General features: G+C 74.3%; 23 protein-coding genes, 1 tRNA gene and 1 pseudogene. 9 read left to right on the top strand and 16 right to left on the bottom strand.

Annotation, left to right across the window (positions count from 1 at the left end; genetic code table 11):
- The first annotated feature begins 156 nt into the window (after nucleotides 1-156).
- The 3 genes from BMZ33_RS18040 (at nucleotide 157) to BMZ33_RS18030 (ending at nucleotide 2,174) form a co-directional block, all read left to right on the top strand.
- Nucleotides 157-1,101 carry an ABC transporter substrate-binding protein gene (locus BMZ33_RS18040; RefSeq protein ID WP_091114480.1) on the top strand — a complete coding sequence of 315 codons (945 nt, stop codon included), beginning with the start codon at nucleotides 157-159 and terminating at the stop codon, nucleotides 1,099-1,101.
- Nucleotides 1,102-1,605: 504 nt separating this feature from the next.
- On the top strand, nucleotides 1,606-1,890 hold the full coding sequence (locus BMZ33_RS18035) for a type II toxin-antitoxin system Phd/YefM family antitoxin (protein ID WP_091114477.1): 285 nt from the start codon (nucleotides 1,606-1,608) through the stop codon (nucleotides 1,888-1,890).
- A complete protein-coding gene (locus tag BMZ33_RS18030) occupies nucleotides 1,887-2,174 on the top strand; it encodes a type II toxin-antitoxin system RelE family toxin (protein ID WP_091114054.1) in 288 nt (95 codons plus the stop codon). Before BMZ33_RS18035 ends, BMZ33_RS18030 begins: the two co-directional genes overlap by 4 nt.
- A gap of 170 nt (nucleotides 2,175-2,344) precedes the next feature.
- Here BMZ33_RS18030 and BMZ33_RS18025 read toward each other — a convergent pair whose 3' ends face one another.
- Complete coding sequence (locus BMZ33_RS18025) at nucleotides 2,345-3,319, bottom strand: NAD(P)-dependent alcohol dehydrogenase (protein WP_091114473.1); 975 nt, start codon at nucleotides 3,317-3,319, stop codon at nucleotides 2,345-2,347.
- 138 nt (nucleotides 3,320-3,457) lie between these two features.
- Here BMZ33_RS18025 and BMZ33_RS18020 point away from each other — a divergent pair, with 138 nt between their 5' ends.
- The 4 genes and pseudogenes from BMZ33_RS18020 to BMZ33_RS18005 all read left to right on the top strand — a co-directional run bounded on the left by BMZ33_RS18020 (nucleotide 3,458) and on the right by BMZ33_RS18005 (nucleotide 7,037).
- Nucleotides 3,458-4,120 (top strand): TetR/AcrR family transcriptional regulator, encoded by a 663-nt coding sequence (locus tag BMZ33_RS18020; RefSeq protein ID WP_091114050.1) that lies wholly within the window; start codon nucleotides 3,458-3,460, stop codon nucleotides 4,118-4,120.
- 65 nt (nucleotides 4,121-4,185) lie between these two features.
- A pseudogene (locus BMZ33_RS23795) lies at nucleotides 4,186-4,360 on the top strand (IS5/IS1182 family transposase); the annotation flags it as partial.
- A 269-nt stretch (nucleotides 4,361-4,629) separates the two neighbouring features.
- Nucleotides 4,630-5,769 (top strand): PheS-related mystery ligase SrmL, encoded by a 1,140-nt coding sequence (gene srmL / locus BMZ33_RS18010; RefSeq protein ID WP_091114046.1) that lies wholly within the window; start codon nucleotides 4,630-4,632, stop codon nucleotides 5,767-5,769.
- Nucleotides 5,770-6,446: 677 nt separating this feature from the next.
- Nucleotides 6,447-7,037 carry a PNPOx family protein gene (locus tag BMZ33_RS18005; RefSeq protein ID WP_091114044.1) on the top strand — a complete coding sequence of 197 codons (591 nt, stop codon included), beginning with the start codon at nucleotides 6,447-6,449 and terminating at the stop codon, nucleotides 7,035-7,037.
- A 362-nt stretch (nucleotides 7,038-7,399) separates the two neighbouring features.
- Here BMZ33_RS18005 and BMZ33_RS18000 read toward each other — a convergent pair whose 3' ends face one another.
- Both BMZ33_RS18000 and BMZ33_RS24720 read right to left on the bottom strand, forming a co-directional pair.
- Entirely contained in the window at nucleotides 7,400-7,648 is a 249-nt protein-coding gene (locus tag BMZ33_RS18000) for a hypothetical protein (RefSeq protein ID WP_136697341.1), read from the bottom strand.
- Between the two features lie 294 nt (nucleotides 7,649-7,942).
- Entirely contained in the window at nucleotides 7,943-8,146 is a 204-nt protein-coding gene (locus BMZ33_RS24720) for an SRPBCC family protein (RefSeq protein ID WP_091114039.1), read from the bottom strand.
- 638 nt (nucleotides 8,147-8,784) lie between these two features.
- Between BMZ33_RS24720 and BMZ33_RS17990 the strand changes: the two genes are divergently transcribed.
- Nucleotides 8,785-10,083: a site-specific integrase gene (locus BMZ33_RS17990; protein ID WP_169064518.1), complete on the top strand. Its 1,299-nt coding sequence runs from the start codon at nucleotides 8,785-8,787 to the stop codon at nucleotides 10,081-10,083.
- Between the two features lie 40 nt (nucleotides 10,084-10,123).
- On the opposite strand, the gene BMZ33_RS17985 is transcribed toward BMZ33_RS17990, so the two are convergent.
- Nucleotides 10,124-10,196 (bottom strand) — tRNA-Asn (locus BMZ33_RS17985).
- 144 nt (nucleotides 10,197-10,340) lie between these two features.
- On the opposite strand from BMZ33_RS17985, the gene BMZ33_RS24260 reads away from it, so the two are divergent.
- Nucleotides 10,341-10,658, top strand: a complete 318-nt coding sequence (locus BMZ33_RS24260; protein WP_091114036.1) for a hypothetical protein — start codon at nucleotides 10,341-10,343, stop codon at nucleotides 10,656-10,658.
- Nucleotides 10,659-10,697: 39 nt separating this feature from the next.
- Here BMZ33_RS24260 and BMZ33_RS17975 read toward each other — a convergent pair whose 3' ends face one another.
- From BMZ33_RS17975 to BMZ33_RS17920, 12 genes are all read right to left on the bottom strand, one after another.
- Nucleotides 10,698-11,279, bottom strand: a complete 582-nt coding sequence (locus BMZ33_RS17975) for a hypothetical protein (RefSeq protein ID WP_091114033.1) — start codon at nucleotides 11,277-11,279, stop codon at nucleotides 10,698-10,700.
- Nucleotides 11,276-13,159 (bottom strand): DNA primase, encoded by a 1,884-nt coding sequence (gene dnaG, locus BMZ33_RS17970; RefSeq protein WP_091114030.1) that lies wholly within the window; start codon nucleotides 13,157-13,159, stop codon nucleotides 11,276-11,278. Before dnaG ends, BMZ33_RS17975 begins: the two co-directional genes overlap by 4 nt.
- Nucleotides 13,160-13,349: 190 nt before the next feature.
- Entirely contained in the window at nucleotides 13,350-13,976 is a 627-nt protein-coding gene (locus tag BMZ33_RS17965) for a YdcF family protein (RefSeq protein ID WP_091114026.1), read from the bottom strand.
- A 90-nt stretch (nucleotides 13,977-14,066) separates the two neighbouring features.
- Nucleotides 14,067-16,781 (bottom strand): pyruvate, phosphate dikinase, encoded by a 2,715-nt coding sequence (gene ppdK / locus BMZ33_RS17960; protein WP_091114022.1) that lies wholly within the window; start codon nucleotides 16,779-16,781, stop codon nucleotides 14,067-14,069.
- 151 nt (nucleotides 16,782-16,932) lie between these two features.
- Nucleotides 16,933-19,389 (bottom strand): phosphoenolpyruvate--protein phosphotransferase, encoded by a 2,457-nt coding sequence (gene ptsP / locus BMZ33_RS17955; protein WP_169064517.1) that lies wholly within the window; start codon nucleotides 19,387-19,389, stop codon nucleotides 16,933-16,935.
- Nucleotides 19,386-20,039 (bottom strand): dihydroxyacetone kinase subunit DhaL, encoded by a 654-nt coding sequence (gene dhaL, locus BMZ33_RS17950; RefSeq protein ID WP_091114469.1) that lies wholly within the window; start codon nucleotides 20,037-20,039, stop codon nucleotides 19,386-19,388. Before dhaL ends, ptsP begins: the two co-directional genes overlap by 4 nt.
- Nucleotides 20,040-20,051: 12 nt before the next feature.
- On the bottom strand, nucleotides 20,052-21,053 hold the full coding sequence (gene dhaK, locus BMZ33_RS17945; RefSeq protein WP_091114019.1) for a dihydroxyacetone kinase subunit DhaK: 1,002 nt from the start codon (nucleotides 21,051-21,053) through the stop codon (nucleotides 20,052-20,054).
- 109 nt (nucleotides 21,054-21,162) lie between these two features.
- The gene (locus BMZ33_RS17940) at nucleotides 21,163-21,501 is read right to left on the bottom strand and encodes a hypothetical protein (RefSeq protein WP_091114015.1); all 339 of its coding nucleotides are present in this window, start codon (nucleotides 21,499-21,501) and stop codon (nucleotides 21,163-21,165) included.
- Between the two features lie 112 nt (nucleotides 21,502-21,613).
- Complete coding sequence (locus BMZ33_RS17935) at nucleotides 21,614-22,084, bottom strand: Rv0361 family membrane protein (protein WP_091114012.1); 471 nt, start codon at nucleotides 22,082-22,084, stop codon at nucleotides 21,614-21,616.
- Nucleotides 22,081-23,244 (bottom strand): tRNA dihydrouridine synthase DusB, encoded by a 1,164-nt coding sequence (gene dusB, locus BMZ33_RS17930; RefSeq protein WP_091114008.1) that lies wholly within the window; start codon nucleotides 23,242-23,244, stop codon nucleotides 22,081-22,083. Before dusB ends, BMZ33_RS17935 begins: the two co-directional genes overlap by 4 nt.
- Before the next feature lie 52 nt (nucleotides 23,245-23,296).
- Nucleotides 23,297-23,701 (bottom strand): type II toxin-antitoxin system VapC family toxin, encoded by a 405-nt coding sequence (gene vapC / locus BMZ33_RS17925; protein WP_091114005.1) that lies wholly within the window; start codon nucleotides 23,699-23,701, stop codon nucleotides 23,297-23,299.
- Nucleotides 23,698-23,916 carry a type II toxin-antitoxin system VapB family antitoxin gene (locus BMZ33_RS17920; RefSeq protein ID WP_169064516.1) on the bottom strand — a complete coding sequence of 73 codons (219 nt, stop codon included), beginning with the start codon at nucleotides 23,914-23,916 and terminating at the stop codon, nucleotides 23,698-23,700. Before BMZ33_RS17920 ends, vapC begins: the two co-directional genes overlap by 4 nt.
- Nucleotides 23,917-23,988 lie beyond the last annotated feature (72 nt).

The raw sequence follows: 23,988 nt of genomic DNA, 5'->3' as shown, positions 1-23,988 counted from the left end.
GACGACGCACAGCGGCGACTCTGCCGGATTGACTGAGGGCAGCCTCACCTAATAGAACAGCAGCCTCCAGTCTCCCAGTCCGACCGCCGGATGTGGCTGAGCTCCACCGGATCGACGCGGCCGCCCCGTGCCGCCTGCTGAGAGGACGTGCACCTCGTGCGCCTGCGCTCACTCACCACCGCCGTCGTCGCCGCGATGGCCCTCAGCGCGTGCGGCGCCTCCGCCGCAGACGACACCGAGGAGACCTCCGCGCAGGAGGGCTCCGCGCCGGCGGGGACCCGGTCGGTCGACCACGTCCTGGGGACCACGGAGGTGCCGGCCGACCCGCAGCGGGTCGTCACGCTCGACACTCCACACCTCGACACTGCGCTGTCCCTGGACGTCACCCCGATCGGCTCGGTGCAGTCCGACGTCGCCACGGGCTTCCCCGAGTACCTCGGTGACCGGACGGAGGGGATCGAGACCGTCGGGACGATCGAGGAACCCGACCTGGAGGCGATCGCGGCCCTGGAGCCCGACCTGATCCTGTCCTCGAGCGTCCGGCACGAGGCGATCTACGACCAGCTCGGCCAGATCGCCCCCACCGTCTTGACGGACTACGAGGAGGGCTGGCGGGCGGTGTTCACGACGACCGCAGAGGCCCTGAACAGGTCCCAGGAGGCCACCGAGGCGCTGGACGGGTACGACGCGCGGGTCGAGGAGGTCGGCCAGGCCGTCGGCGCGGACGGCGCCACCGCCTCGATCGTGCGCTTCCTGCCCGAGGAGACGCGGATCTACGGACCCGACACCTTCTCCGGCAGCGTCCTGACCGACGTCGGGTTCACCCTGCCGCAGCTCTCCTACGACGAGTACTCCATGGCCTACGTCAGCGCCGAGCAGATCGACCAGGCCGACGCCGACGTCGTCTTCTCCACCACCTACGGCGACCCCGCTGCGACCACCAAGGGCGGCGTCACCGCCGTCTGGGACTTCCTGCAGGCCGTGCCCGACTGCGCCTTCGAGGTCGACGACGACGAGTGGATGCTCGGCATCGGGCTGCTCGGTGCCGAGGTCGTGCTCGAGGACGTCGAGACCGCCCTGGCCGGATCCGGCTGCCTCTGACCGCAACGCCCCGACGCCACCCGCTCCGGCCCGCTCCGGTCGACCGGAGCGGGTGGCGTCGCAGTGCCCGCGCCACGGACCTGTGCGGCCCCGCCCACGGCACCTCCCGCGCCCTGCCGGCCACCGTCCTCCCGACCGGGATCCGTGCGCCGGCGACGACGTCGGACGACCCGAGAGCTGGGGGTTCAGATCGAAACAGCGCAATCGATGGTCCGGGGTTCGCCGAATCCCCGTGACGCTCACCAGGAGCTCTGCTCCCCAATTGGACTCGAACCGGTGACCCGGCGAGTTGATCTCGAGGTCGTTGGCGTGGGTCGGTCGACGACGAACCTCCAGGTCAGACCCTGTTCACGTGATCGGCCGACGTTGGCTGGCGTCGGACACCGAAGGTGGTTTGTCGGTCGTGAGTTGGTCGCGTCGTTGACGCGGACCAACCCGACCCGGCCCCACCACCCGCTTGGTGCCGGCTGGACCGCCACCGCCGTTGTGGTCATACTTCTGACCATGACGACGTTGTCCCTGGCGGACGCGAAGGCTCACCTGTCCAGGTTGATCGCCCGCGTCAGCGGGCAGCACGAGCGCGTCTACGTGACCGTGCACGGCAAGCCCTCCGCGGTCCTGCTCGCCACCGAGGACCTCGAGTCGCTCGAGGAGACCATCGAGATCCTCGCCGACGCCGACGCCATGCGGCGGCTGCACGCCTCCGAGGCCGAGCTCGCCCGCGGGGAGGTCGAGAGCCGCGAGGACCTGGAGGCGGCCATGGCCCGCCGACGCAGCCAGCAGCGGTGAGCGACGACCAGGACGCCTACCTCCTGGCCATCACCCCCACCGCCCGCCGCCAGCTCACCGACCACCTGCCCGAAGCCGTCGCCGCGGCCGCCTACGAGTTCATCGTCGGCCCACTGCTGGACGACCCCCACCGCCTCGGCAAGCGGCTGCGCCCACCGCTCAGCGACCGGCACAGCGCCCGCCGCGGCACCTACCGGATCGTCTACCGCATCGACGACGACACCCGAACCGTCACCGTCCTCGACGTCGCCCATCGCCGCGACGCCTACCGAACCGGCCGCTGACCACACTGTCCGGGGCAGCGGTTCGGGCCTTCAGCGCATCGATCGTGATGCTCTGCCGTGCGGGCCGGACGGACTCGCGCACCGCGCGATGGCTCGCGGACAGACCAGGCTGCTCCCGCGGGCAGCCGGCGCGGAGCAGGAGTACCGCCCTCCTGAAGTCCGCCACAGGGTCACACGGTGACCACGACCTTGCCGGTCGCCCGGCCGTCGATCAGGTACTCGACGGCGGCCGCCGTCTCGGCGAGCGGAAAGACGCGGTCGACCAACGGTGTGACCGAGCCGGCCTCGATCAGCCCGGTGAGCGCGCGCAGGTCCGCGCCCCGCTCCTTGCTGACGAAGAAGCCCAGCGTCTGGCCGACGAACGGGGAGAGCAGCGCGGCCCGGAACTGCCGGCCGAGCCCGTCGCACAGCCGGCCGCCGGTCTCACCGCCCACGATGACCAGCCGCCCGTGCGGGGTGAGCACCCGCCGGAGTTGCGCGAGCGGGCGGCGGCCGGCGATGTCGATGACCGCGTCGAAGCGGCCCTGCGGGATCTCGTCCCGGCGGTGGTCGAGGACGCCGTCGGCGCCCAGCGCGCGGACGGCGTCGAGCTTGGCACCGCTCGCCAGGCCGGTCACCCGGGCCCCCAGGGCGTGGGCGATCTGGACGGCGAAGGTCCCCACGCCGCCCGAGGCCCCGATGACCAGCACCTCCTCCCCCGGCTGCACCCGGGCGTGGTCGCGCACCGCCTCCAGAGCGGTGCCGGCGGACACGGGCACGGCCGCCGCCTGCTCGAAGGAGACGTTCGTCGGCTTGCGGTCGAGCTTCTCCTGCTTCGCCACGGCGTACTCGGCGAAGGTGCCGTTGCCGGAGGCGATGCCGTACACCTCGTCGCCCGGCCGGAAGTCGGTCACTCCCTGACCGACTTCCTCGACCACCCCCGCGAGGTTGCGGCCGGGGTTGAGGAAGCTCGGCCGGCGCAGGCCGAAGACCAGCCGCACGGGGTACGGGCGGCCCGCCATCAGGTGCCAGGTGCCGCGGTCCACACTCGCCGCCCGCACCCGGACGAGCACCTGGCCCTCCCTCGGGGCCGGCCGGTCGGTCCGGCCCATCCCGAGGACGTGCCGAGGAGCGGTGCCGTACCGCGTCTGCTCCACCGCACTCATCGTCTCGGCGCCGCTGCTCCGCGCGGCTCGCGCCGAACCCGTGGCGTCCATCGCCTCCGCCTCTCGCCCATGAGACTTACGGCGTAAGGGTGAGCCTTACGCCGTAAGGTGTCAAGGGTCGTTCGACTGGAGGTGCCGATGACCGGGTCCGCTCGCGAGCCGCGACGACCGCTCACGCGCCGGCGGGTGCTCGAGGTCGCCGTTGACCTCGCCGACCGCAAGGGGCTGGAGGCGCTGAGCATGCGCAAGCTCGGGGAGGCGCTCGAGGTCGAGGCGATGTCGCTGTACGGCCACGTCGCCAACAAGGACGACCTGCTCGATGGCATGATCGATGCGGTCTTCACCGAGATCGACCTGCCCTCGGCCGACGACGGATGGCGTGCGGCCATGCGGCAGCGAGCACTCTCGGTACGGGCGGTCCTGCGCCGCCACCGGTGGGCCATAGGTTTGATGGAGTCGCGCACCTATCCGGGCCCGGCGACCTTGGCCCACCATGACGCGGTGATCGGCGCGCTGCGGGCCGGTGGGTTCAGCGTGCCGCAGACCGCGCACGCCTTCTCGGTCCTGGACAGCTACATCTACGGCTTCGCGCTGCAGGAGAAGGGCCTGCCGTTCCAGACCGCCGATGAGGCTGCCGAGGTGGCGCAGGCGATGTTCGCCCAGATCCCCGTCGATCGGTATCCCCACTTCGTCGAGCTGGCAACGCAGCACGCCCTGCAACCCGGCTACGACTACGGCGAGGAGTTCGAGTTCGGGCTGGACCTGATCCTCGACGGCCTCGAGCGGCTGCATCGGCCATAGGAGACGTTGTGCAAGTAGGTGCTCGGGCTCTGTCGGGCTGAGGGAGGTCGGCGCAGGTTCTGGCCATGTCGTTGCCGGCGCCTCCCCCGCCGCCGCAGCCGATCAGTGACGAGCTGTGGGCGTCGGTCGAGCCGCTCGTCCCACCGCGCGAGCCGGCGGTGCACGGCCGCGCCGGCAGGCCACGAACCTCCGATCGGGGATGTCCTCGACGACATCGCGTGCACGCTCTCCACGGGGGTCACCTTGGCCGAGCAGCGGCGGCGGTGACGCTCAGCCGCCGGACGACCACCGTCCCCGGCCGGACAGCTGGGGACCGACGTCGTGATCCATCGTCGTGGACGCTGTGGCCCACGGAGAGCTACCGTCGGTCCGTGCCCGGACGCGCGACCTCCTTTCCCTGCCCCCGGCTGCCGAGCAGCCGTGCGGGCTCCGAGGTCTGCCGGTAGTCCCGTTCACGGAGCCGTCGGCCGGGGGGTCCACCACCCGACCGACACCCCGAGGGGGACTCCGTGACCACCCTGCTCTCCGCCCACGACCTGGAGGTCGCGCTCGAACTGCGCGACCTGTCCGACCCCGCCGGTGGGCCGCACGCGATGCAGCTGCTGCTCGAGGACGTGCTGACGGCCCTGACCGACGCCTGGGGCTGCACCCTCGACCTGCAGCGGCGCCGGCCCCTGGTGAGCGTCGAGGACAACTACGACCGCCTCGGCTACGCCACCGAGGACGTCACCCGCGACACCCGGTACAGCCGCTACGCCGCCGAGACGGTCATGCTTCGCAGCCACACCAGCGCCGGCGTCCCGCCCGCCCTGCGGGCCCTCGCCGCGAGCACCCCCGGAAGCGCCGCGGCGGCCGACGTCCTGCTGGCGCTGCCCGGCCTGTGCTACCGCCGGGACAGCATCGACCGGCTGCACGTGGGCACCCCGCACCAGGTCGACCTGTGGCGCATCACCGCCGGCGGCCCCGACGGGCGACTGGACGAGGACGACCTGCAGCGGATGATCGAGCTGGTCGTCCACGCCGTCCTCCCCGGGGCACCCTGGCGCACCCATCCGGCCCGGCACCCCTACACCCGCTGCGGCCTGCAGATCGACGTGCACACGCCGACCGGCTGGATGGAGCTGGCCGAGTGCGGACTGGCCGCCGACCGGGTGTTGGCGAGGGCCGGCCTGGACCCCGCCCAGTGGAGCGGGCTGGCTCTCGGCATGGGCCTGGACCGGGCGCTCATGCTGCGCAAGGGCATCGACGACATCCGCCTGCTGCGCTCGACCGAGCCCCGCATCGCCGCGCAACTGCTCGACCTGCGCCCGTGGCGGCCGGTGTCGGCGCAGCCGCCGGTGCGCCGGGACCTGTCGATCGTCGCCGACCCTCCGGTCGACGCCGAACTGCTCGGCGATGCCGTCCGCGCGGCGCTCGGCCCCGCCGCCGAGGATCTGGAGTCCGTGACCCTCGTGGCCAGCACCGGCTACGCCGACCTGCCGTCCGCCGCCCGCACCCGGCTGGGCCTGCGCCCGGATCAGGTCAACGTGCTGCTGCGCCTGGTGCTGCGCCCGCTCGCGGGCACCCTGACCGACCGGCGGGCCAACGAACTCCGCGACGAGGTCTACGCCGCCGTCCATCGCGGACCTCACCGGGAATGGGCCGCCTGACCGTCGCTCCGGGTCGACCGGGCCGAACCGGGTCGGTGGCTGGCGGCCGGTGGCACGAATGCGCGTGGGCGACCGCGGGGCGGTGACGATGCCAGCAGTCCTCCAGGTAGGACCTCACCGCCTCGCGTCCTCGATCTTGAGCGCGCCGCAGGGGCATGACCAGGGCAGCCCTTGAGGAGCGGGCTTGATCTAGTGACATCCGCGAGGATCGTCGGGTTGGCGGTGCTCGACCACCTGCTGGCGTGTCGCTGTGCGGAGGCGCTGGCGCTGTGCGGCGGACACCCAGTTGAGATGGCATGCGGCGCAGGGCGGCCATCCGCCGGCATGCGTCGCTGGGCCAGCTGCGGCACGTGCCCTCGGGGTGAGGTGCTGCCTCGAACGCTCGGCCTGTCGACGTCTCGGTGACGCGTATCAGGCCGGGAGGCTGGGCGCTTCTCTCGATCGGCGGACTGCAGCGGGCCGGGGGCAGGGTCCCGATCCCGCCGTGATCTGAGCACAGGTCCTCTGGAGGTCCGGTGGTGTCCGACGAGCCACGACAGGGCAACGGGCCGTAGGCCGGGTCTGGGTCACTCATGTCCGCCGAGAGGTCGCCGCAGAGTCCGTCGGGTGCTGCCCGGCCGACGGGGCACTCCGGACGGAGCAGGTCGGATCCGCGTCGTCGATGCGGCGATGCCGTCTTGGTCGAAGCCGGCTGCCCTCGCCGCATCGAGGGCTTCTCGGGCAGGGCGGCGGGCGCCGGGGTCGGCGGCGAGGACACGGTCGAGGTGGACCATCAGCTCAGGGAGGACAGCATGGCCAGGCAGCAGCCGGACACCAGGGTGCACGGAGTGATCGCGGCTCTCGACGAACTGCGCCGGCAGGCGGTGCGCCGTGCACGGGTGCACCTGAAGATGCCGCAGGGCAACGCCATCGTGCTGGCCGTGTTGCGGTCGCGCGCGCACCGTCTGCTGAGCGGCTCTGCGATCGAGTTGCGCTACGTCGGGCGGCGTAGTGGGCGGCAGTACGTGTTGCCGGTGCAGTACGCCAGCGCCGGTGACCACCTCGTCGTGTGGCCCCAGCACTGGCAGCGCGCCACGTGGTGGCGCAACTTCCGTACACCGCAGCCGGCGACCGTGCGCCTCACCGGTCGACCGCACGAGGGCGTGGCGCGAGTAGTAGATCCTGGCGACCCGCAATGGCACGCAGCCCGGCAGACCTACGCCATGCGCTGGCCGCGGATGGCGCCGCACGTGACCGGACCGCTGGTGCTGATCAGCCTGCGGCCGTGACCACGGTCAGCGGCCGACATCCGGTGCCGGGATGAACCGCCCCGGGTTCACGGAGGCTCGGTCGTGCCAGGTGGTCCTCGGTGGGGCCGGCGAACGAACGGTATGCGAGGTCCTCGTACTCGACCGGCGGGGGATGTCGCTGCATGCCCGGGCAACCAGCGGCGGTCGAACCAGTCGACGCACTGCAGGGTCGTCAGCTCGACGTCGTCGAGGCCGCGCCAGGAGCCGCGCCGGGGCTACGCGGCGCGCTGCTGGCCGCCTGCGCCGCCGGCAACGCACGTCCAATCGACATCGCGGTGACGAGACGGTCGAGTGGCCCGAGTGGAGAAGGTCGAACAGTGGGCCCGAAGACCGTCTCACCGTCAGGCCGTGGCGGTCACTTCATAGATCATCGGTGGTTTGAGGCGGATGCCCGCCTGTATGGCCTCGGAGATGATGCTGCCGAGTGCGTCTCGGTTGAAGTTGGCCGAGTCTGCGTCCTGCCAGGTGCTGATCGCCACCAGGTTGCCGGCCTGCCGATCCAGCCCACTCTGGTAGGAGACGAAGCCAGGTCGGGTCTTCACTGCCGCGGCGACACCCTCGGTGAAAGTCGTCAGCTGCTCGTCGCTCATCGCGTTCGGGTCGTACTGTCCCCGACTGACTCGTACGTACATCCCGTTCCTCCCCCTTTCGGAGTCCGGCGCTCGATGCGCATGAATATCCCGCCGGTCGCCGCTGCCTCGCCAGAGGTCAGCGCCTGGGACAGCAGGTTCTGTGGGACCCCACGGCGAGGCGCTCGCCGTGGGGTTGACCGCGTCACCACGCCTACGGGCCGACTTGCTCCACCGCTAGCGTCACACGCGTCTTAGCAGTGCCGAGAAGCTCGAGTAGGAGCCAAGCGGTGGTGCGGACGCCACGGCCGGTGGTCACCCAGGGAACGAGCGGTTCGGGTCGAGCTCGGTCACGACAAGTACTCGGCGGGAGATCCGGGGCTGCTCCACCCGGACCCGGGACGCTACAGCGAGCGGTTCATCGTCGAAGCGTCGAACCGAGGTCACCGTCGGCGCCGACTCCGGCCACCGCTCGGCCTCGCCCAGCGCCTCCCAGATCCGTTCGACCGAGGCCTCCACGTCGATCCTGGTGCTCCGCTCCGCCGGACCATCCTGCTCCCCATCGCTACCAGTCCCAAGACGGTGGCAAGGCGGGAAGCGGACACGGGCACGGGGCACCTCCGGAAGCGCGGGATCCGGACGCCAGCGTCTACGCAGCGCACAGATGTGTCACCACCTTCCTGTGCGTCCGCCCGGCCTGTCCGAGACTCCGCCGCGTCAGTCCGCCGGCCCGACCCACCACGCGTAGCGCGTGCGCCCTCCCGCTCGCGCCATCAGCGGACTTCCCGCCAAGCACTCTCACCGCTCGAAGGTCTCATCATCGGCCTGGCACCGCCGCGCCGATCGATCCCTCGATCGCTGCTGCAGAAGACCGGTACCAGGGGAAGAGCCTCTCGCCGGCCAGTCACATCGGCGATGGAGCCTGTCGGACAGCGCTGCGAGTCCGGACGACGTCTGGCTCAGTAGCCGCGGTGGAGGAGTACTGGAGAAGGACTGCAGCAGGCTCGCCACGGTCGGAGCCGGACGGCTCCGTCGTCATCCACAGAGCTCTGCGCTGTCCCCAGGATCCCACGCCGTCGCCGCGAGGGGTCCACCTCATCGCCGAGCCCGCCTCAGCCGGTACTCCCCCACCACCGGCGAGGATCGGGGAAGCCGTCATGGGAAGGCCACCGCTGCCGGTGGGGACCCTCGGCAGGATCGACTACCTCGTGGTCGGCAAGGGCCGGGTGCGCGCCCGGGCCGGCTTCCGCGACTTCGGCGGCCGGCGCCGCTTCGTCACCCGCTACGGCACCACCCGCGCCCACGCCGAACGCCGCCTGCGTGAGGCCCTGCGCGACCGCGGCGGAGCAACAGCCCCGGCGGCGACCGCCGACAGCCGGCTGGCCGCCGCCGCGCAGCTGTGGCTGGCGGAGGTCGAGGCCAGCGAGCTGGCCGCCGGCACCAAGCGGCTGTACCGCTTCGTCGTCGACTCCTACGTCCTGCCCGGCCTGGGCGAGCTGCGGCTGCGCGAGGTAACCGTCCCCGCCGTCGACCGGCTGCTGACCGCCGTCCGCGCCAGCCACGGCGCCGGCGCGGCGAAGTCCACCCGCAGCGTCCTGTCCGGCATCCTCGCCCTCGCCGTCCGCCACGGCGCCCTGGCCACCAACCCGGTCCGCGAGACCTCCCTGCGGCGCACCGCCCGGCCGGCGAAGACCCCGCGGGCGCTGACCGTCGCCGAGGCCCAGCGGTTGCGAGAGGCCCAGCGGTTGCGAGAGAAGCTCGCCACCGACCCCGACGCGGTGCGCCTGGACCTGCCCGACTTCGTCGACCTCATGCTCGGCACCGGCGTGCGCATCGGCGAGGCCTGCGCGGTCCGCCCGACCACAATCGACCTGGACGCCGCCACCTTGGCGATCACCGCGACCGTCGTCCGGGTGCCCGGCCGCGGGCTGGTCATCCAGGAGGTGCCCAAGTCCGAAGCCGGGCGGCGGACCATCGCCCTGCCGCCCTTCGTCGTCCACCTGCTCCGCCGCCGCTGCGCCGCTGTCCCCCCAGACGCCGAACCGCCGGTGCTCTTCCGCAGCCCGCAGGGCCGGCTGCGGGATCCGAACAACACCAGCGGTGACCTGCGGGCAGCGCTTGATCGGGCCGGCTTCGACTGGGTCACTTCGCACGTCTTCCGCAAGACCGTCGCCACCCGGCTCGACGAGGCCGGGGTGTCCGCCTGGCAGATCGCCGACCACCTCGGCCACACCCGGCCCACCTCACCCAGGACGTCTACACGGGCCGCCGGCTGGCCAGCCCCGAAGCGGCCACCGCACTGCAGCGCACGCTGTAACGGCGAACCGCGCCCCGTGCCGCCCGGCTCCGCCCGCGGCGACTCCCCCGCCGGCGCGCCGTCTCAAAATATGCCTCGACAGCGGTCGCACTGGGGTGTGCGGGAGGGGGTTCGCTGGTCGTCCGTTGGTCCTTGGTAGATCAACCACCGACCGAACAAGCCGCTGACCTGCGGCTTTGCTCCCCCGATTGGACTCGAACCAATAACCCTGCGATTAACAGTCGCATGCTCTGCCAATTGAGCTACGGGGGACGGGCGGCTGCGAGCCGCGCGCCCGTCGAGAGTACCCCACGGCTCCCGGCGGGCCGCGGAGGCTCTGCGATCGCGGACGGTCCGGTGCCGCCGTAGCGTGATCAACCGGTCGGTGTCCGCTCCAACAACCCCCGGAGGTCCCCCGTGGCCAAGTTCTCCTTCCTCGTCGGCTTCGGCGCCGGCTACGTGCTCGGCGCGCGGGCCGGCCGCGAGCGTTACGAGCAGATCCTCGGGCTGTGGTCCGACGCCAAGGACAACCCGCAGCTGCAGGGCCTGGCCGGCATGGCGCAGGCACGCGCCGACGACGTCGTCAGCTCGGTGAAGGCCAGGATGGGCCGCGACGCCGAGCCCACCGCCAGTGCCGCCGGGCGCAGCACCGGCACCACGACGACGCCCCCGGCCACCGCCACCAGCTCCCCCGACGTCACCGCGCTGCCGGTCGACCCGCCGCCGGTGGTCTGACCGCCTGACCGCAGCCGGACCGGGGCCCAGGGGGCGGCCTCAGTCCGGCTGGTCGGCCGCGACCGCCTCGGCGAGCTTGCGGCGGGCGATCTCGCGCATCTCCGGGTCGCCGCGGTGGGCGTCGTCGTCGAAGACCACCGTCCACTCCCGCGCCGCCTGGCCGGGCACCCGCCGCGCCACGAGCAGCACGCCGCCGCCGTTGGGCAGCGGCGAGCGCTGGCTGGCGACCACCGTGTCGTCGACCCGGCGGCGCACCACGGCCGGCAGGTCGCCGGCGTCGGCGAGCGCGTGCCGCTGCGCGGGCTCGCGCGCCTGCACGCCCGGCTCGACCTCGGTCAGCGCGGTCACCGCGAAGCTGCCGCCGCCGTCGTTGGTCGCCGTCCAGCGCGCCGACCCGACCTCGTGCCAGCGCAGCACGCCGACCTCACCGGCCCCGGACAGCGGCAGGTCCGCGGGCACCAATCGCAGCCCGCGGCTGGTGGCCACCAACCAGCCCTGGCCCCGCACCAGCTCACCCCACGCCAGCACCCGCTCGTCGGGGTCGGGAGAGGCGGCGACGACGGCGCGCACGGGCTCCGGCGGGCGGGTGAACCGACGGCGCAGCGCCGAGGCGAGGCTCACTCGCCCAGCCCGCCGATCGCCCGCTTGCGCAGCGAGATGGCCTTCTGCTCCAGCTCCATCAGCCGGGTGAACTGGCGCATGTACTCGTCGCCCTGCTCGACCGGGTTCATCCGCTGCAGCTTGCCCTTGATGGCCGCCACCTGCCGGTTGGTGTGCATCTCCTCCAGCCGGGCCAGCACCGCTGTCACGTAGCCGGCGTCGGCCTCCCCCACCGAGCGCAGCGGCTCGACGGCGAGCGCGGTCAGCATCGCGCGCGCCGTCTCCCGGTCGCAGTGCGCGGCCACCTGGTCGAGCCACTCCGGCCCGGTCACGGTCGCGGCCGCCGCTCCCCCGGCGCCGGCCACGGCCGCGGCGACGGCGGCGTGGTCGGGGTCGGTGTAGGCCTCCGGCGGGACGGCGTCGAACGACGGCCCGGCGACCTCGGGCACCTGCAGCGCGGCCTTCACCGCCTCGCGCTCGACGGCCACCGCGGCGTCGTCCGGCGTCCGCTTCGGCACCCGTGGCCGCGAGCGGGAGGAGGCCACCTCGCCGCCGGTGATCCGCCGGATCCGCTCGAGCACCTCGCCCTCGTCGGTGTCGCCGATCAGGCCGGCCAGCCGGCGGGCGTAGGCCGGGACCAGCGCGTGGTCCTTGACCTGCGCCAGCAGCGGCGCGGTCTTGTCGAGCGCGGCGACCCGGCCCTCGACGGTGTCCAGGTCGTAGTCGGCCAGCGTGGTGCGCAGGACGAACTCGATCAGCGGCGTCCGCCGGGCCACCAGGTCGCGGACGGCGGCGTCGCCGTGCGCCTGCCGCAGCTCGCAGGGGTCGCGGCCGTCGGGCTCCACGGCGACGAACGTCTGTGCGACGAAGCGCTGGTCCTCCTTGAACGTCTTCATCGCGGCGGCCTGGCCCGCGGCGTCGCCGTCGAAGGTGTAGACGACCTCCCCGCGGAACTCGTCCTGGTCCATGAGCAGCCGGCGCAGCACGCCGATGTGCTCGGGGCCGAACGCGGTGCCGCAGGAGGCGACCGCCGTGGTCACCCCGGCGAGGTGGCAGGCCATGACGTCGGTGTAGCCCTCGACGACGACGGCCTGGTGCCGCCGGGCGATGTCGCGCTTGGCCCGCTCGATGCCGTAGAGGACGCTGCTCTTCTTGTACAGCGGCGTCTCGGGGGTGTTGAGGTACTTCGGGCCGGGGTCGTCGTCCATCAGCTTGCGGGCGCCGAAGCCGATGACGTCGCCGGTGATGTCGCGGATGGGCCAGACCAGCCGGCGGTGGAAGCGGTCGATGAGCGTGCCGCGCGAGGACTCCTTGGCCAGCCCCGCGGTCACCAGCTCCTGCTGGCTGTAGCCCCTGCCGCGCAGGTGCCGGGTCAGCGCGTCCCAGCCGGCGGGGGCAAAGCCGCAGGCGAAGTCGACGGCGACCTGCCGGTCGAAGCCGCGGTCGGCGAGGAACTGCCGGGCCGGCGCCGCCTCGGGGCTGCGCAGCTGCTCGGCGTAGAACTCAGCCGCCGCGGTGTTGGCCGCCACCAGCCGGGCCCGCTGCCCGGCCTGCGCGCGGTCGGGCGCCCCGGTGGGCCGGCCGCCGTCGTCCTCGTACTTCAGGTCGACGTTCGCCCGCGCCGCCAGTCGCTCGACCGCCTCGGTGAAGCTCAGGTGGTCGATCTGCTGCACGAACCCGATGACGTCGCCGCCGGCCCCGCAGCCGAAGCAGTGCCACAGGTTCCTCGACGGCGTGACGTGGAACGACGGCGACTTCTCGTCGTGGAACGGGCACAGGCCCTTGAGGCTGCCGCCCCCGGCCCGCTTGAGCTGCAGGTGCTCGCCGACCACCTCGTCGATCCGGCTGCGCTCGCGCACCAGCGCGATGTCCGCCGCTCGGATGCGTCCCCGGCCGGCCATGAGCCCCCTCCGTCGTGCTGCTGCGCGGGGCGCCGGTGCGCGTCCCGCCCCGATCATCCCCCGTCGCGACGACGGCAGCGGCGGCCGTCCCCCACCGGTCGCCGGGCCGCCGTCGACCTCGCGCCGTGGTGCCCGACCGCGCGCTGCGGGGTGCGGTCGGGCACCACACCGCGAGGTCCGCGCGGCCTCCTCAGCCGATCCCGGGCGCTCCGGCGACGCTCTCGCCGGTCGCCCGGTAGAGGAGGTAGGCCGCGGTCTCCCGCAGGATGTAGCGGAACTGCGTGGTGCGCGTCTGCACCGCCGGCCCCTGGCGGGTGGGCGAGCTGGTGACCGCCATCCCGGCGTCCTCGGCCATCCGCTCGGCCCGCATGGCGTGCCAGGGGTCGGTGACCAGGACGGCGGTCGACCAGCCGCGCTCGGCGTAGGCCGCGCCCACCGCCCGCATGCTCTCCAGGGTGTCCACGCCCTCGGGCACCGCCAGCAGCGAGCCGGCCGGGATGCCGGCGTCCTGGAGGTAGGCGCGGCCGGCGTCGGCCTCGGTGAACTGGTCACCGGCCGCCTTGCCGCCGACGGTCACCACCACCGGGGCGACGCCGTCCTCCCACAGCGACAGCGCGTGCTCCAGCCGCGCCGCGAAGATCGACGACGGGACGCCGTTGTACTGCGCCGACCCGAGCACCACGATCGCGTCGGACGACGGCCGGGCGTCCTGCCGCGCGGTCCACCAGATGCCCCCGGCGGTGGAGGCCACCAGCAGCAGCACGGCGAGGACGACGGCGGCGAACACCCGACCCACCAGCGCCCCGGCCCACGTCACCGATCGAGGATGACACGGGCCCCCTGTCGTCCGTGGTTGCTGTGACGGGCGTGGCGCGAGGGGTTCCCCGGCGACCCGGGGATCCCCCGGTCAGGAGCCGGCGCGGTCCGCGCCGAGCGCCGCCCGGCCGGCCTCGAGGCGGGCCACCGGCACGCGGAACGGCGAGCAGGACACGTAGTCCAGCCCCACCTCGTGGAAGAAGTGCACCGACTCGGGGTCGCCGCCGTGCTCGCCGCAGACGCCGAGCTTGAGGTCCGGCCGTGCCGACCGGCCCTCCTCGGTGGCGACCTCCACCAGCCGCCCGACGCCGGGCCGGTCCAGCGACTCGAACGGCGAGACGCCGAAGATGCCCTTGTCCAGGTAGGCGTGGAAGAACGCGGCCTCGACGTCGTCGCGGGAGAAGCCCCAGGTCATCTGGGTGAGGTCGTTGGTGCCGAAGGAGAAGAACTCGGCCGACTGCGCGATCTCGGCGGCGGTGAGCGCGGCGCGCGGCACCTCGATCATCGTGCCGATCAGCACGTCGAGCTCGACGCCGCACTCCTCGAACACCGCCGCGAGCACCTGCTCGGACTCCTCACGGATGGCCTCGAGCTCCTGCACCGCCCCGACCAGCGGGATCATGATCTCCGGTCGCGGGTCGCCGCCGGCGCTCTTGCGCGCGCAGGCGGCCTGCGCGATGGCCCGCACCTGCATGGCGAACAGGCCCTTGACCACCAGGCCGAGGCGCACGCCGCGCAGCCCGAGCATCGGGTTCTGCTCGTGCAGCCGGCGGACGGCGGCCAGCAGCCGCAGGTTGGCCTCGTCGGGGTGCCCCTGCGCCTCGGCGACGGCCACCCGCACCGACAGGTCGGTGAGGTCGGGCAGGAACTCGTGCAGCGGCGGGTCGAGCAGCCGCACGGTCACCGGCAGCCCGTCCATCGCCTCGAAGATCTCCCGGAAGTCCTGCTCCTGCAGCGGCGCGAGCCCGTCGAGCGCGGCCTGCTTGTCCTCGTCGGTCTCGGCGAGGATCAGCTTCTCCACCAGCTGCCGCCGGTCGCCGAGGAACATGTGCTCGGTGCGGCACAGGCCGATGCCGCGGGCGCCGAAGCGCCGGGCGCGGGCGGAGTCCTCGGGGGTGTCGGCGTTGGTGCGCACGTCCAGCCGCCGCGCGCCGTCGGCGTGGGTCAGGACCCGGTGCACGCTGCGCACCAGGTCGTCGGCGGCCTCGTCGTCGCTGCCGGACTCCGGGTCGATCTCGCCCTCGAAGTAGCGGACGACGGCCGACGGCTCCACCGGCACCTCGCCGAGCCACACCCGGCCGGTGGACCCGTCGATGGAGATGACGTCGCCCTCCTCGACGGTGACGCCCCCGGGCGCGGTGAAGCGCCGGTGCTTGGTGTCGACCTGCAGCTCCTCCGCGCCGCAGACGCAGGTCTTGCCCATGCCCCGGGCGACGACGGCGGCGTGCGAGGTCTTGCCGCCGCGGCTGGTGAGCACGCCCTGGGCGGCGATCATCCCGGACAGGTCGTCGGGGTTGGTCTCCCGGCGGACCAGGACCACCTTCTCCCCCCGGTCGGCCCACTGGACGGCGGTCTCCGAGCTGAACACCGCCCTGCCGACGGCGGCGCCGGGTGAGGCGTTCATGCCCTGGGTGAGCTGGGTGGCGTCCCCGCCGGAGACGAAGCGCGGGAACATCAGCTGGCCCAGTTGCTCACCGGTGACCCGCCGGACCGCCTCGTCGAGGTCGATGAGGCCCTCGTCGACGAGCTGGGTGGCGATGCGGAAGGCGGCGGCCGCCGTCCGCTTGCCCACGCGGGTCTGCAGCATCCACAGCTTGCCGCGCTCGACGGTGAACTCGATGTCGCACAGGTCGCGGTAGTGCGACTCCAGCGTGCTCATGATCTGCCGGAGCTCGCCGTAGGCCCCGGCGTCGATGCGCTCGAGCTCGGTCAGCGGCACGGTGTTGCGGATGCCGGCGACGACGTCCTCGCCCTGCGCGTTCTGCAGGTAGTCGCCGTACACGCCCTGCTCGCCGCTGCCCGGGTCGCGGGTGAACGCCACGCCGGTGCCGGAGTCGGGGCCGAGGTTGCCGAAGACCATCGAGCACACGTTGACCGCGGTGCCGGCGTCGCTGGGGATGCGCTCGCGGCGGCGGTAGAGGATCGCGCGCGGGGAGTTCCAGGAGTCGAAGACGGCGTTGATCGCCAGGTCCATCTGCTCGCGCGGGTCCTGCGGGAAGTCCCGGTCGGTGTGCTGGCGCACGATCGCCTTGAACCGGTCGACGACGTCGCGCAGGTGCTCGGCGTCGAGGTCGAGGTCGAGGTCGGTGCCCTGCTCGCGCTTGGCCTCCTCGAGGGCGTGCTCGAAGTGCTCGCCGTCGATGTCGAGCACCGTCTTGCCGAACATCTGGATCAGCCGGCGGTAGGAGTCCCAGGCGAAGCGGTCGCTGCCCGACTGCGCGGCCAGGCCCTGCACCGACTCGTCGTTGAGGCCGACGTTGAGGACGGTCTCCATCATCCCGGGCATCGACGCCGCGGCCCCGGAGCGGACCGACACCAGCAGCGGGTCCGACGGGTCGCCGAGGGTCTTGCCCATCGCCTTCTCCAGCGCGGTCAGGTGCTCGGTGACCTGGTCGGCGAGGTCGGGCGGGGTGCTGCCGTGCTCCAGGTAGAAGCGGCAGGCGTCGGTGGTGATGGTGAACCCGGGCGGCACCGGCAGGCCCAGGTTGGTCATCTCGGCGAGGTTCGCGCCCTTGCCGCCGAGCAGGTCCTTCTGCTCCTTGGAACCCTCGCTGAAGTCGTAGACCCAGGTCGTCCCGTTGCCCACCGTGCACCTCCGCGCTCGTCCGTCGGGGGGCTCCGATCACGACGGTGTGCGCAGACGTCTCAGACGTCCGCTCGGAGCAGGACTGTGATGGTGGACCACCGGCGGAGGACACGCCAGCCCGTCACGCGTCAGGGGCAGGGCGGACCGGGGCTCAGGGGCCGTCCGGGGAGGCGGTGCGGACCAGCGCGCGGACCTCCGCCGCGCCGGCCGCGGCCAGGCACCGCCGCGCCAGCCCGGCGCACGCGCCGGAGTCCAGCCGCCGGACGGCGGCCTTGACGCCGGCCACCGCCGACGGCGCGACGCTGAGCTCCCGCACGCCGAGGCCGACGAGCACGGGGAGGGCCGCGGGGTCGGCGGCGACCTCCCCGCACACCGACACCGACGCCCGGCCGGCCGCGCGGGACGCCGTCTCGGCGACCAGGCGCAGCACGGCCGGGTCGAGCGGGTCGGCGAGGGCGGCCAGCGCCGGGTGGCCCCGCTCGGCGGCCAGCGTGTACTGGGTGAGGTCGTTGGTGCCGATGCTCAGGAAGTCGACGTGGGGCAGGAAGGCCTCGACGTTCAGGGCGACCGCCGGCACCTCGACCATGACGCCGACCCGCAGACCGTCCGGCACCGGGCCGGGGGCGGCGGCCTCGGCGAGCAGCCGGCGCACCGCGAGGACCTCCTCGACGACGGTGACCATCGGGAACATCAGCCGCACCGGCCCGTGCCGGGCGGCCCGGCACACGGCGGCGAGCTGGGTCGCCAGGAGATCCGGCCGGGTGAGCGACAGGCGCACACCGCGGACGCCGAGGAACGGGTTGGCCTCCGCCGCCTGCGGCCAGTAGCGCAGGGGCTTGTCCCCGCCGACGTCGAGCGTGCGGATGGTCACCGGGCGCCCGGCGAGCGCGTCGAGCACCGCCCGGTACTCCTGCTCCTGCTCCTCGGCCGTGGGGGGCCGGTCGCGGTCGAGGAAGAGGACCTCGGTGCGCAGCAGGCCCACGCCGTCGGCGCCGGCCGCCGCGGCGGCCCGGGCGTCGGCCACCGACCCGACGTTCGCGCCGACCTCCACGCGCCGGCCGTCCCGGGTGACCGCGTCGCGGGGAGCCTCGGCGGCGTCCCGCGCGTGCTCGCCGGCGAGCTCGCGCCGGCGGGCCTGGTACTCCTCGACGACGGCCGCCGGTGGGTCGACGAGCAGGCGTCCCGCGGTGCCGTCGACCACCAGCGGCGTGCCGTCGGGGACGTCGAGCAGGCCGGACCCGGCGGCGACGACGGCCGGGATGCCGAGGGAGCGCACCAGGATGGCCGCGTGCGACGTCGGGCTGCCCCCGGCCAGCGCGACGCCGAGGACCCGCCGCGGGTCGAGGGCGCCGGCCCGGACGGGGGTGAGGTCGTCGGCGACGAGGACGCCGTCGACGTCGACGCCGCGGTCGGGGGCCTCCCCGGCCAGCGCCCGCAGCACCTGGTCGCCCACCGCGCGCACGTCGGCGGCGCGTGCCCGCAGGTAGGGGTCGGGCAGGGCCGCCCACTGCGACTCGAGCGCCGCCACCGCCCGCGCCCAGGCGCCGGGCGCCGACGTCCCGGCGTCGATCCCCGCCCGCGCCGCGCCGGTCAGCTCGTCGTCGTCGAGCAGGAGCAGGTGCGCCTCGAAGACGCCGGCCTGCGCCGGGCCGGTGCGGTCGCGGGCGCGCGCCACGTCCTGCCGCACGGCGGCGAGGGCGTCGGCGAGCCGGCGCTGCTCCTGCTCCGGCGGCCCGGCGGGGCGCTCGTCGACCGGGACGGAGGCGGCGCGGAGGTGGGCGGCGGGGCCGATCGCGATGCCGGGCGAGGCCGCCACCGGTCCGGCCGACGGCGCCGTGCCCGCGGGTTCCTCCGCGGGATCGGGCGCCTCGTCGAAGGAGCGGGCCGCCAGCGCCAGCACCCGGTCCACGGCCTCGCGGGCCTCGCGGCCGACCGCGGCGACCTCGACCTCGTGGCCGTGCAGTGCGCCGAGGGTGGCCACCCGGCTGAGGCTGCCGGCCGGCACGGGTCCGGCGCCGGTGGTCAGGTTGCGCACCGTGACGTCGGCGTCGAGCCGGCGCACCTCGCCGACCAGGCGGGCGGCGGGGCGGGCGTGCAGGCCGTGCCGGTTGGCGACCACGAAGGTGCCGGTGAGGTGGCCCCCGGCCGCAGGCCCGGGCTCCGGGACCGGCGCCTCGTCCAGGTGCGTGTCCTTCGCGAGCAGCGCGGCCCGGGCCTCCGCGGCGACCTCCGCCCGGTCGGCGCCGCCGGCCGCGACGACCGAGGCCACCAGCAGCCCCTCCACCAGCGGCGCCGGGGAGAGGACGACGCGCTCGCGCACGTCGTCGGCGAGCATCTCCAGCGCCATCTCGGCACTGAGCAGTGCGCTGCCCAGGTCCATGAGCACCACGACGCCGTCGCCGTCGTCCACCTCCTCGACCGCGGCGGCGATCCGGACGGCGTCGGTGCCGAACGTGGTCTCGTCCAGCCCGGCGGCGACCGCGATGCGCACCGCCTGCCCGGAGAGCATCTCCGCGGCCAGGCCGACCGCGGCCTCGGCCAGCGCGCGGCTGTGCGACACCACGACGATCCCGACGCGGGACCCGCCGGGCCCGCCCGGTGCGCTCACCGGCTGTCCGGTGCCCCGGCTCCGCGGCCGCCGAGGGTCTCGGCGGCCGCGGCCAGCAGCAGGGCCGCGCTGGTGGCGCCCGGGTCCTGGTGCCCGGCGCTGCGCTCGCCGAGGTAGCTGGCCCGGCCCTTGCGGGCGACCAGGGGCGTGGTGGCGTCCCGGCCGGCCGCGGCCGCGTCGGCGGCGGCCGCGAGGGCCTCCTCCCAGGTGCGGCCGGCGGCCAGCGCCTCCTCGCAGGCGGCGACCGCCGGTGCCAGGGCGTCGACCATCGTCTTGTCCCCGGCCTCGGCGCGCCCGCGGGTGACGACGCCCTCCACGCCGGCGCGCAGGGCGGCGGCCACGTCGGCGGGGGCCGCGGTCGCCGCGTCCCCGAGGGCGGTGCCGAGGCGCAGGAAGAAGGTGCCGTACAGCGGTCCGCTGGCGCCGCCGACCGTGGACACCAGCGTCGTGCCGACCTTCTTGGCCAGCGCCCCGGGCGAGGCGGGGACCGCACCGTCGACGGCGGCGAGGGCCGCCGTCGTCCCGCGGTGCATGTTGGCGCCGTGGTCGGCGTCGCCGATGGCGGCGTCGAGCTCGGTGAGTGCGTCCCGGTGCTCCGCCACCAGGCGCGCGAAGGCCCGGACCCAGGCGAGGAGGTCGTCGGTCGACACCTGCCCCACCGCTCAGACCCCCCACCGCAGCGCGGGGGTGCGCACGGGGGCGTCCCACAGCGACAGGAGCTCGTCGTCGACCCGCAGGAGGGTGACGGAGCTGCCGGCCATGTCCAGTGAGGTGATGTAGGGCCCCACCAGGGACCGGGCGACGTCGATGCCGGAGCCGGTGAGGATGCGGTGGACCTCGTTGTAGAGCACGTACAGCTCGATGAGCGGGGTGCCGCCGAGCCCGTTGAGGAAGCAGAGCACCCGGTCCCCTCGGCCGAACGGCAGGTCGGCCAGGACCGGCTCGACGAGCATGGCCGCGATGTCGCGCGCCGGCGCGAGCGGCACCCGCTCGCGTCCGGGCTCGCCGTGGATGCCGACGCCGAGCTCCATCTCGTCCTCGCCCAGCTCGAACGTCGGGTGGCCCACGGCCGGCACCGTGCAGCTGGTCAGCGCCACGCCCATGCTCCGACCGTTCGCCTCGACCCGGCGGGCCACCTCGGCGACCTCGTCGAGGGACCGGCCCTGCTCGGCCGCCGCGCCGGCGATCTTCTCCAGCAGCACCGTCACGCCGACCCCGCGACGGCCGGCCGTCCAGGTGCTGTCCTGGACGGCGACGTCGTCGTCGGTCACGACCGACACCACGCGCGAGCCGGTCTCGGACTCCGCGAGCTCGGCGGCCATCTCGAAGTTCATGACGTCGCCGGTGTAGTTCTTCACCACGTGCAGGACGCCGGCTCCGCTGTCGGCGAGCTTGGTCGCGGCCAGCACCTGGTCGGGCACGGGCGAGGTGAACACCTCGCCGGCGCACGCCGCGTCGAGCATGCCGAGCCCGACGAAGCCGCCGTGCAGCGGCTCGTGCCCCGAGCCGCCGCCGGACACCAGGCCGACCTTGCCCGGGCGCGGCAGGTCCGCCCGGTGGACGACCTTGTTGGCGTGGTCCACCCGCAGGTCGGGGTGCGCGGCCTCGATGCCGGCGAGCGCCTCGGGGACGACGTCCGCGGGGTCGTTGATCAGCTTCTTCATGACCGGGGCTCCTCGTCGGGTCGCGGATCAGGACGTGCTGGGGGCAGTGGACACCAACCAGACGTCCCCCCGCACCCGTCCCGACGCCGCCACCGGCGCCGGGGCCCCGTCAGGCGACGAGGGCGAACCCGACGACGGCGAAGGCGATGGTCAGCAGGCAGACGAGGATGCCGACGTAGAGGCCGGTGCGGTTGACCGGCGAGGGGGCCGGCGAGCGGTAGTTCGGGAAGCCGCTGGCGAGCGTGCCCTGCGGCAGCCGCGCGGCCTGCTGCGGCGTCGGCGCGTACTGCGGCCGGGGCGGCAGCTGCACCTGGCCGGGGTGGACCACCTGGGTGGGCGCGGCGGGCTGGGGCACGGCCGGGGCGGCGGCGGGCGCCGGCACCGGCGGGTAGGGGGCGTACGGCCCGGCGGGCGTGTACTGCGCGGGCTGGTAGGGCGGCTGCGACAACGTCGTTCCTCTCGACGGGCCCGGCCGGACCTCCGGACGGGCGGCGCACATGGTGGCAGCCACCCTCCGGGGCGGGAAGGGATCCCGCCGCGCCTCGCAGCGCGCCCCGTCGTCAGCCCGCGGGCGTGCTGCCGCAGACGCGCGGGCCGTCCTCGAGGACGACGGTCACCGTCGTCTCGGCACTCCCGTCGCCGTCCGCCCAGCGGACGCGGACCTCCTGCGCGTCCTGCCCGTCGAGCTCGCCGGGCTGCACGCCGGCGACCTCACCGGTGCCGAGCGGTGCGTACCCGAGTGCCCGCTCCCCGGCCTCGACGCCCTGCTCCTCCGCGCGGTCGCGCTCGGCCTCGCACAGCAGCTCGCCGGCGGTCTCGGTGTCGCCGGCCTCCAGCGCGGCGAGGTAGACGCCGACCACCTCGCGGGCCTGGTCCTCGGCCGAGCCCTTGACCAGGGGCAGCGCCACCACGGCGGCCACCGCGACCGCGGCCGTGCCGCCCAGCATCGCGACGATGAACCCGTTGCGGGTGCGCGGCTTGCCGGTGTGCAGCGCCTCCGGACCCTCGTCGTACAGGTAGGGCCCGCTCATCCGCCGCTCGTCTCCAGCTCGGCGCCCGCCGGGGGGCGCGGGTCGTCGCGGTCGTCGAGCCAGCCCTCGGGCAGCGCCACCGGCCGCGGGCTGCTGGTGCGCCCGCGGGGCCCGCCGAGGACCGCCGTCGGGTAGGGCTGGTCCTCGATCCGGTCGAGCAGGCCGGCCAGCTCGTCGAGCGAGCTCACCATCGCCAGCGCGCGGCGCACGTCGGAGCCGACCGAGAAGCCCTTGAGGTACCAGGCGACGTGCTTGCGGAAGTCGGTGCAGCCGTGCAGCTCGCCCTGCTCGGCCGACAGCAGCTGCGCGTGCCGGTGCATGACCGCGGCGACCTCGCGCAGCGTCGGCAGCGCCCGCCGCGACTCCCCGGCGAAGGCGGCGGCCAGGTCGCCGAACAGCCACGGCCGGCCCAGGCAGCCGCGGCCGATGACGACGCCGGCGCACCCGGTCTCGCGGACCAGCCGCAGCGCGTCGTCGGCCTCCCAGACGTCGCCGTTGCCCAGCACCGGGATGCCGACGGTCTCGACCAGGCGGGCGATCGGCGTCCAGTCGGCGGTGCCGCTGTAGAGCTGGTCGGCGGTGCGCCCGTGCAGGGTGATCGCGGCGGCGCCCTCGTCCTGGGCGATCCGGCCGGCGTCGAGGTAGGTGACGTGGTCGGCGTCGATGCCGATGCGGGTCTTGACCGTCACCGGGACGTCCCGCGCCGCGCGGACGGCGGAACGCACGATGTCGCGGAGGAGCACCCGCCGCCACGGCAGCGCCGAGCCGCCGCCCTTGCGGGTCACCTTGGGCACCGGGCAGCCGAAGTTGAGGTCGACGTGCGCCGGGCGGACGCCGGCGACCTGCTCGTCGACGAGCATCTCCACGGCCCGCCCCACGGTGGCCGGGTCGACGCCGTAGAGCTGCACGGAGAACCCGCCCGCCGCCTCCTCGCGCGTGGCCCGGACCATCCGCAGCGTCTTCTCGTTGCGCTCGACCAGCGCCCGCGTGGTGATCATCTCGCAGACGTAGAGGCCGGCCCCGAACTCGCGGCACAGCGTCCGGAACGCGGGGTTGGTGATGCCGGCCATCGGCGCGAGGACCACCGCGGGGTCCACCGTCAGCGACCCGAGCCGCAGCGGCGGCAGCGCCGTCGACGTCGGCTCGAGGGTGGCGGTCACGAGGTCCAGGGTAGGTCGCGGCGCGCCGTGGCCGGGGTCACCCGCGGGACCGTCAGCGCGGCCCCGGCACGGTCCGCAGCCCGGTGTGCCGCGCCAGGACGGCGAAGTCGCGGTCGCGGTGCAGCACGCCGACCCCGTGCCGCAGCGCCACGGCGGCCACCACGCAGTCGTTCAGCGAGCGCGGTGTCTCACCGGCCCGCCGGCAGGCCCGGTACAGCGCGGCGGCGGTCTCCGCGTCGACCGGGGACTCCTGCCGGAGGAGCTCGGCGCCGGCGAGGAAGCGGGCGAGCTGCCCGGCCCGCTCCTCGTCGGCCGTCCCGGCCAGGACCTCCAGCAGCACGACGTCGGTCGCCGCCGCCGCCCCGTCGGCGATCAGCTCGTGGAGCAGGTCGGTCTCGACCCCCTCGACGCCGCGCAGGTAGGCGATCCACACCGACGAGTCGACGAGGACGGTCACCGGTCGACCGGCTCCCCGGCCTCGCCGCGGCGGATCGCGTCGAGGTCGCCCTCCCACCCGCTGCCGCGCAGGGCGTGCATCTCGCGCGGGGTCATGGGCGCCGCGCTCACCTGCCGGAGGGCGAAGTCGACGGCGTCCTTCTTGGTGCGCAGCCCGTACCGCCGCATGACCCGGTCGACCAGGTCGTCGTCGATGTCGATGTTGGTCCGGCCCACGGGGGCAGCGTACACATCGAGGTGTACGCGTGTGCACGGCGACGGTCCAGCCGATCGGGCGGCCCGGGCATG

The organism is Geodermatophilus dictyosporus (assembly GCF_900115505.1).
Classification (GTDB): Bacteria; Actinomycetota; Actinomycetes; order Mycobacteriales; family Geodermatophilaceae; genus Geodermatophilus; species Geodermatophilus dictyosporus.
Note: the sequence above shows the minus strand (reverse complement) of the source record. Positions and strands in the feature narration are given on the sequence as shown.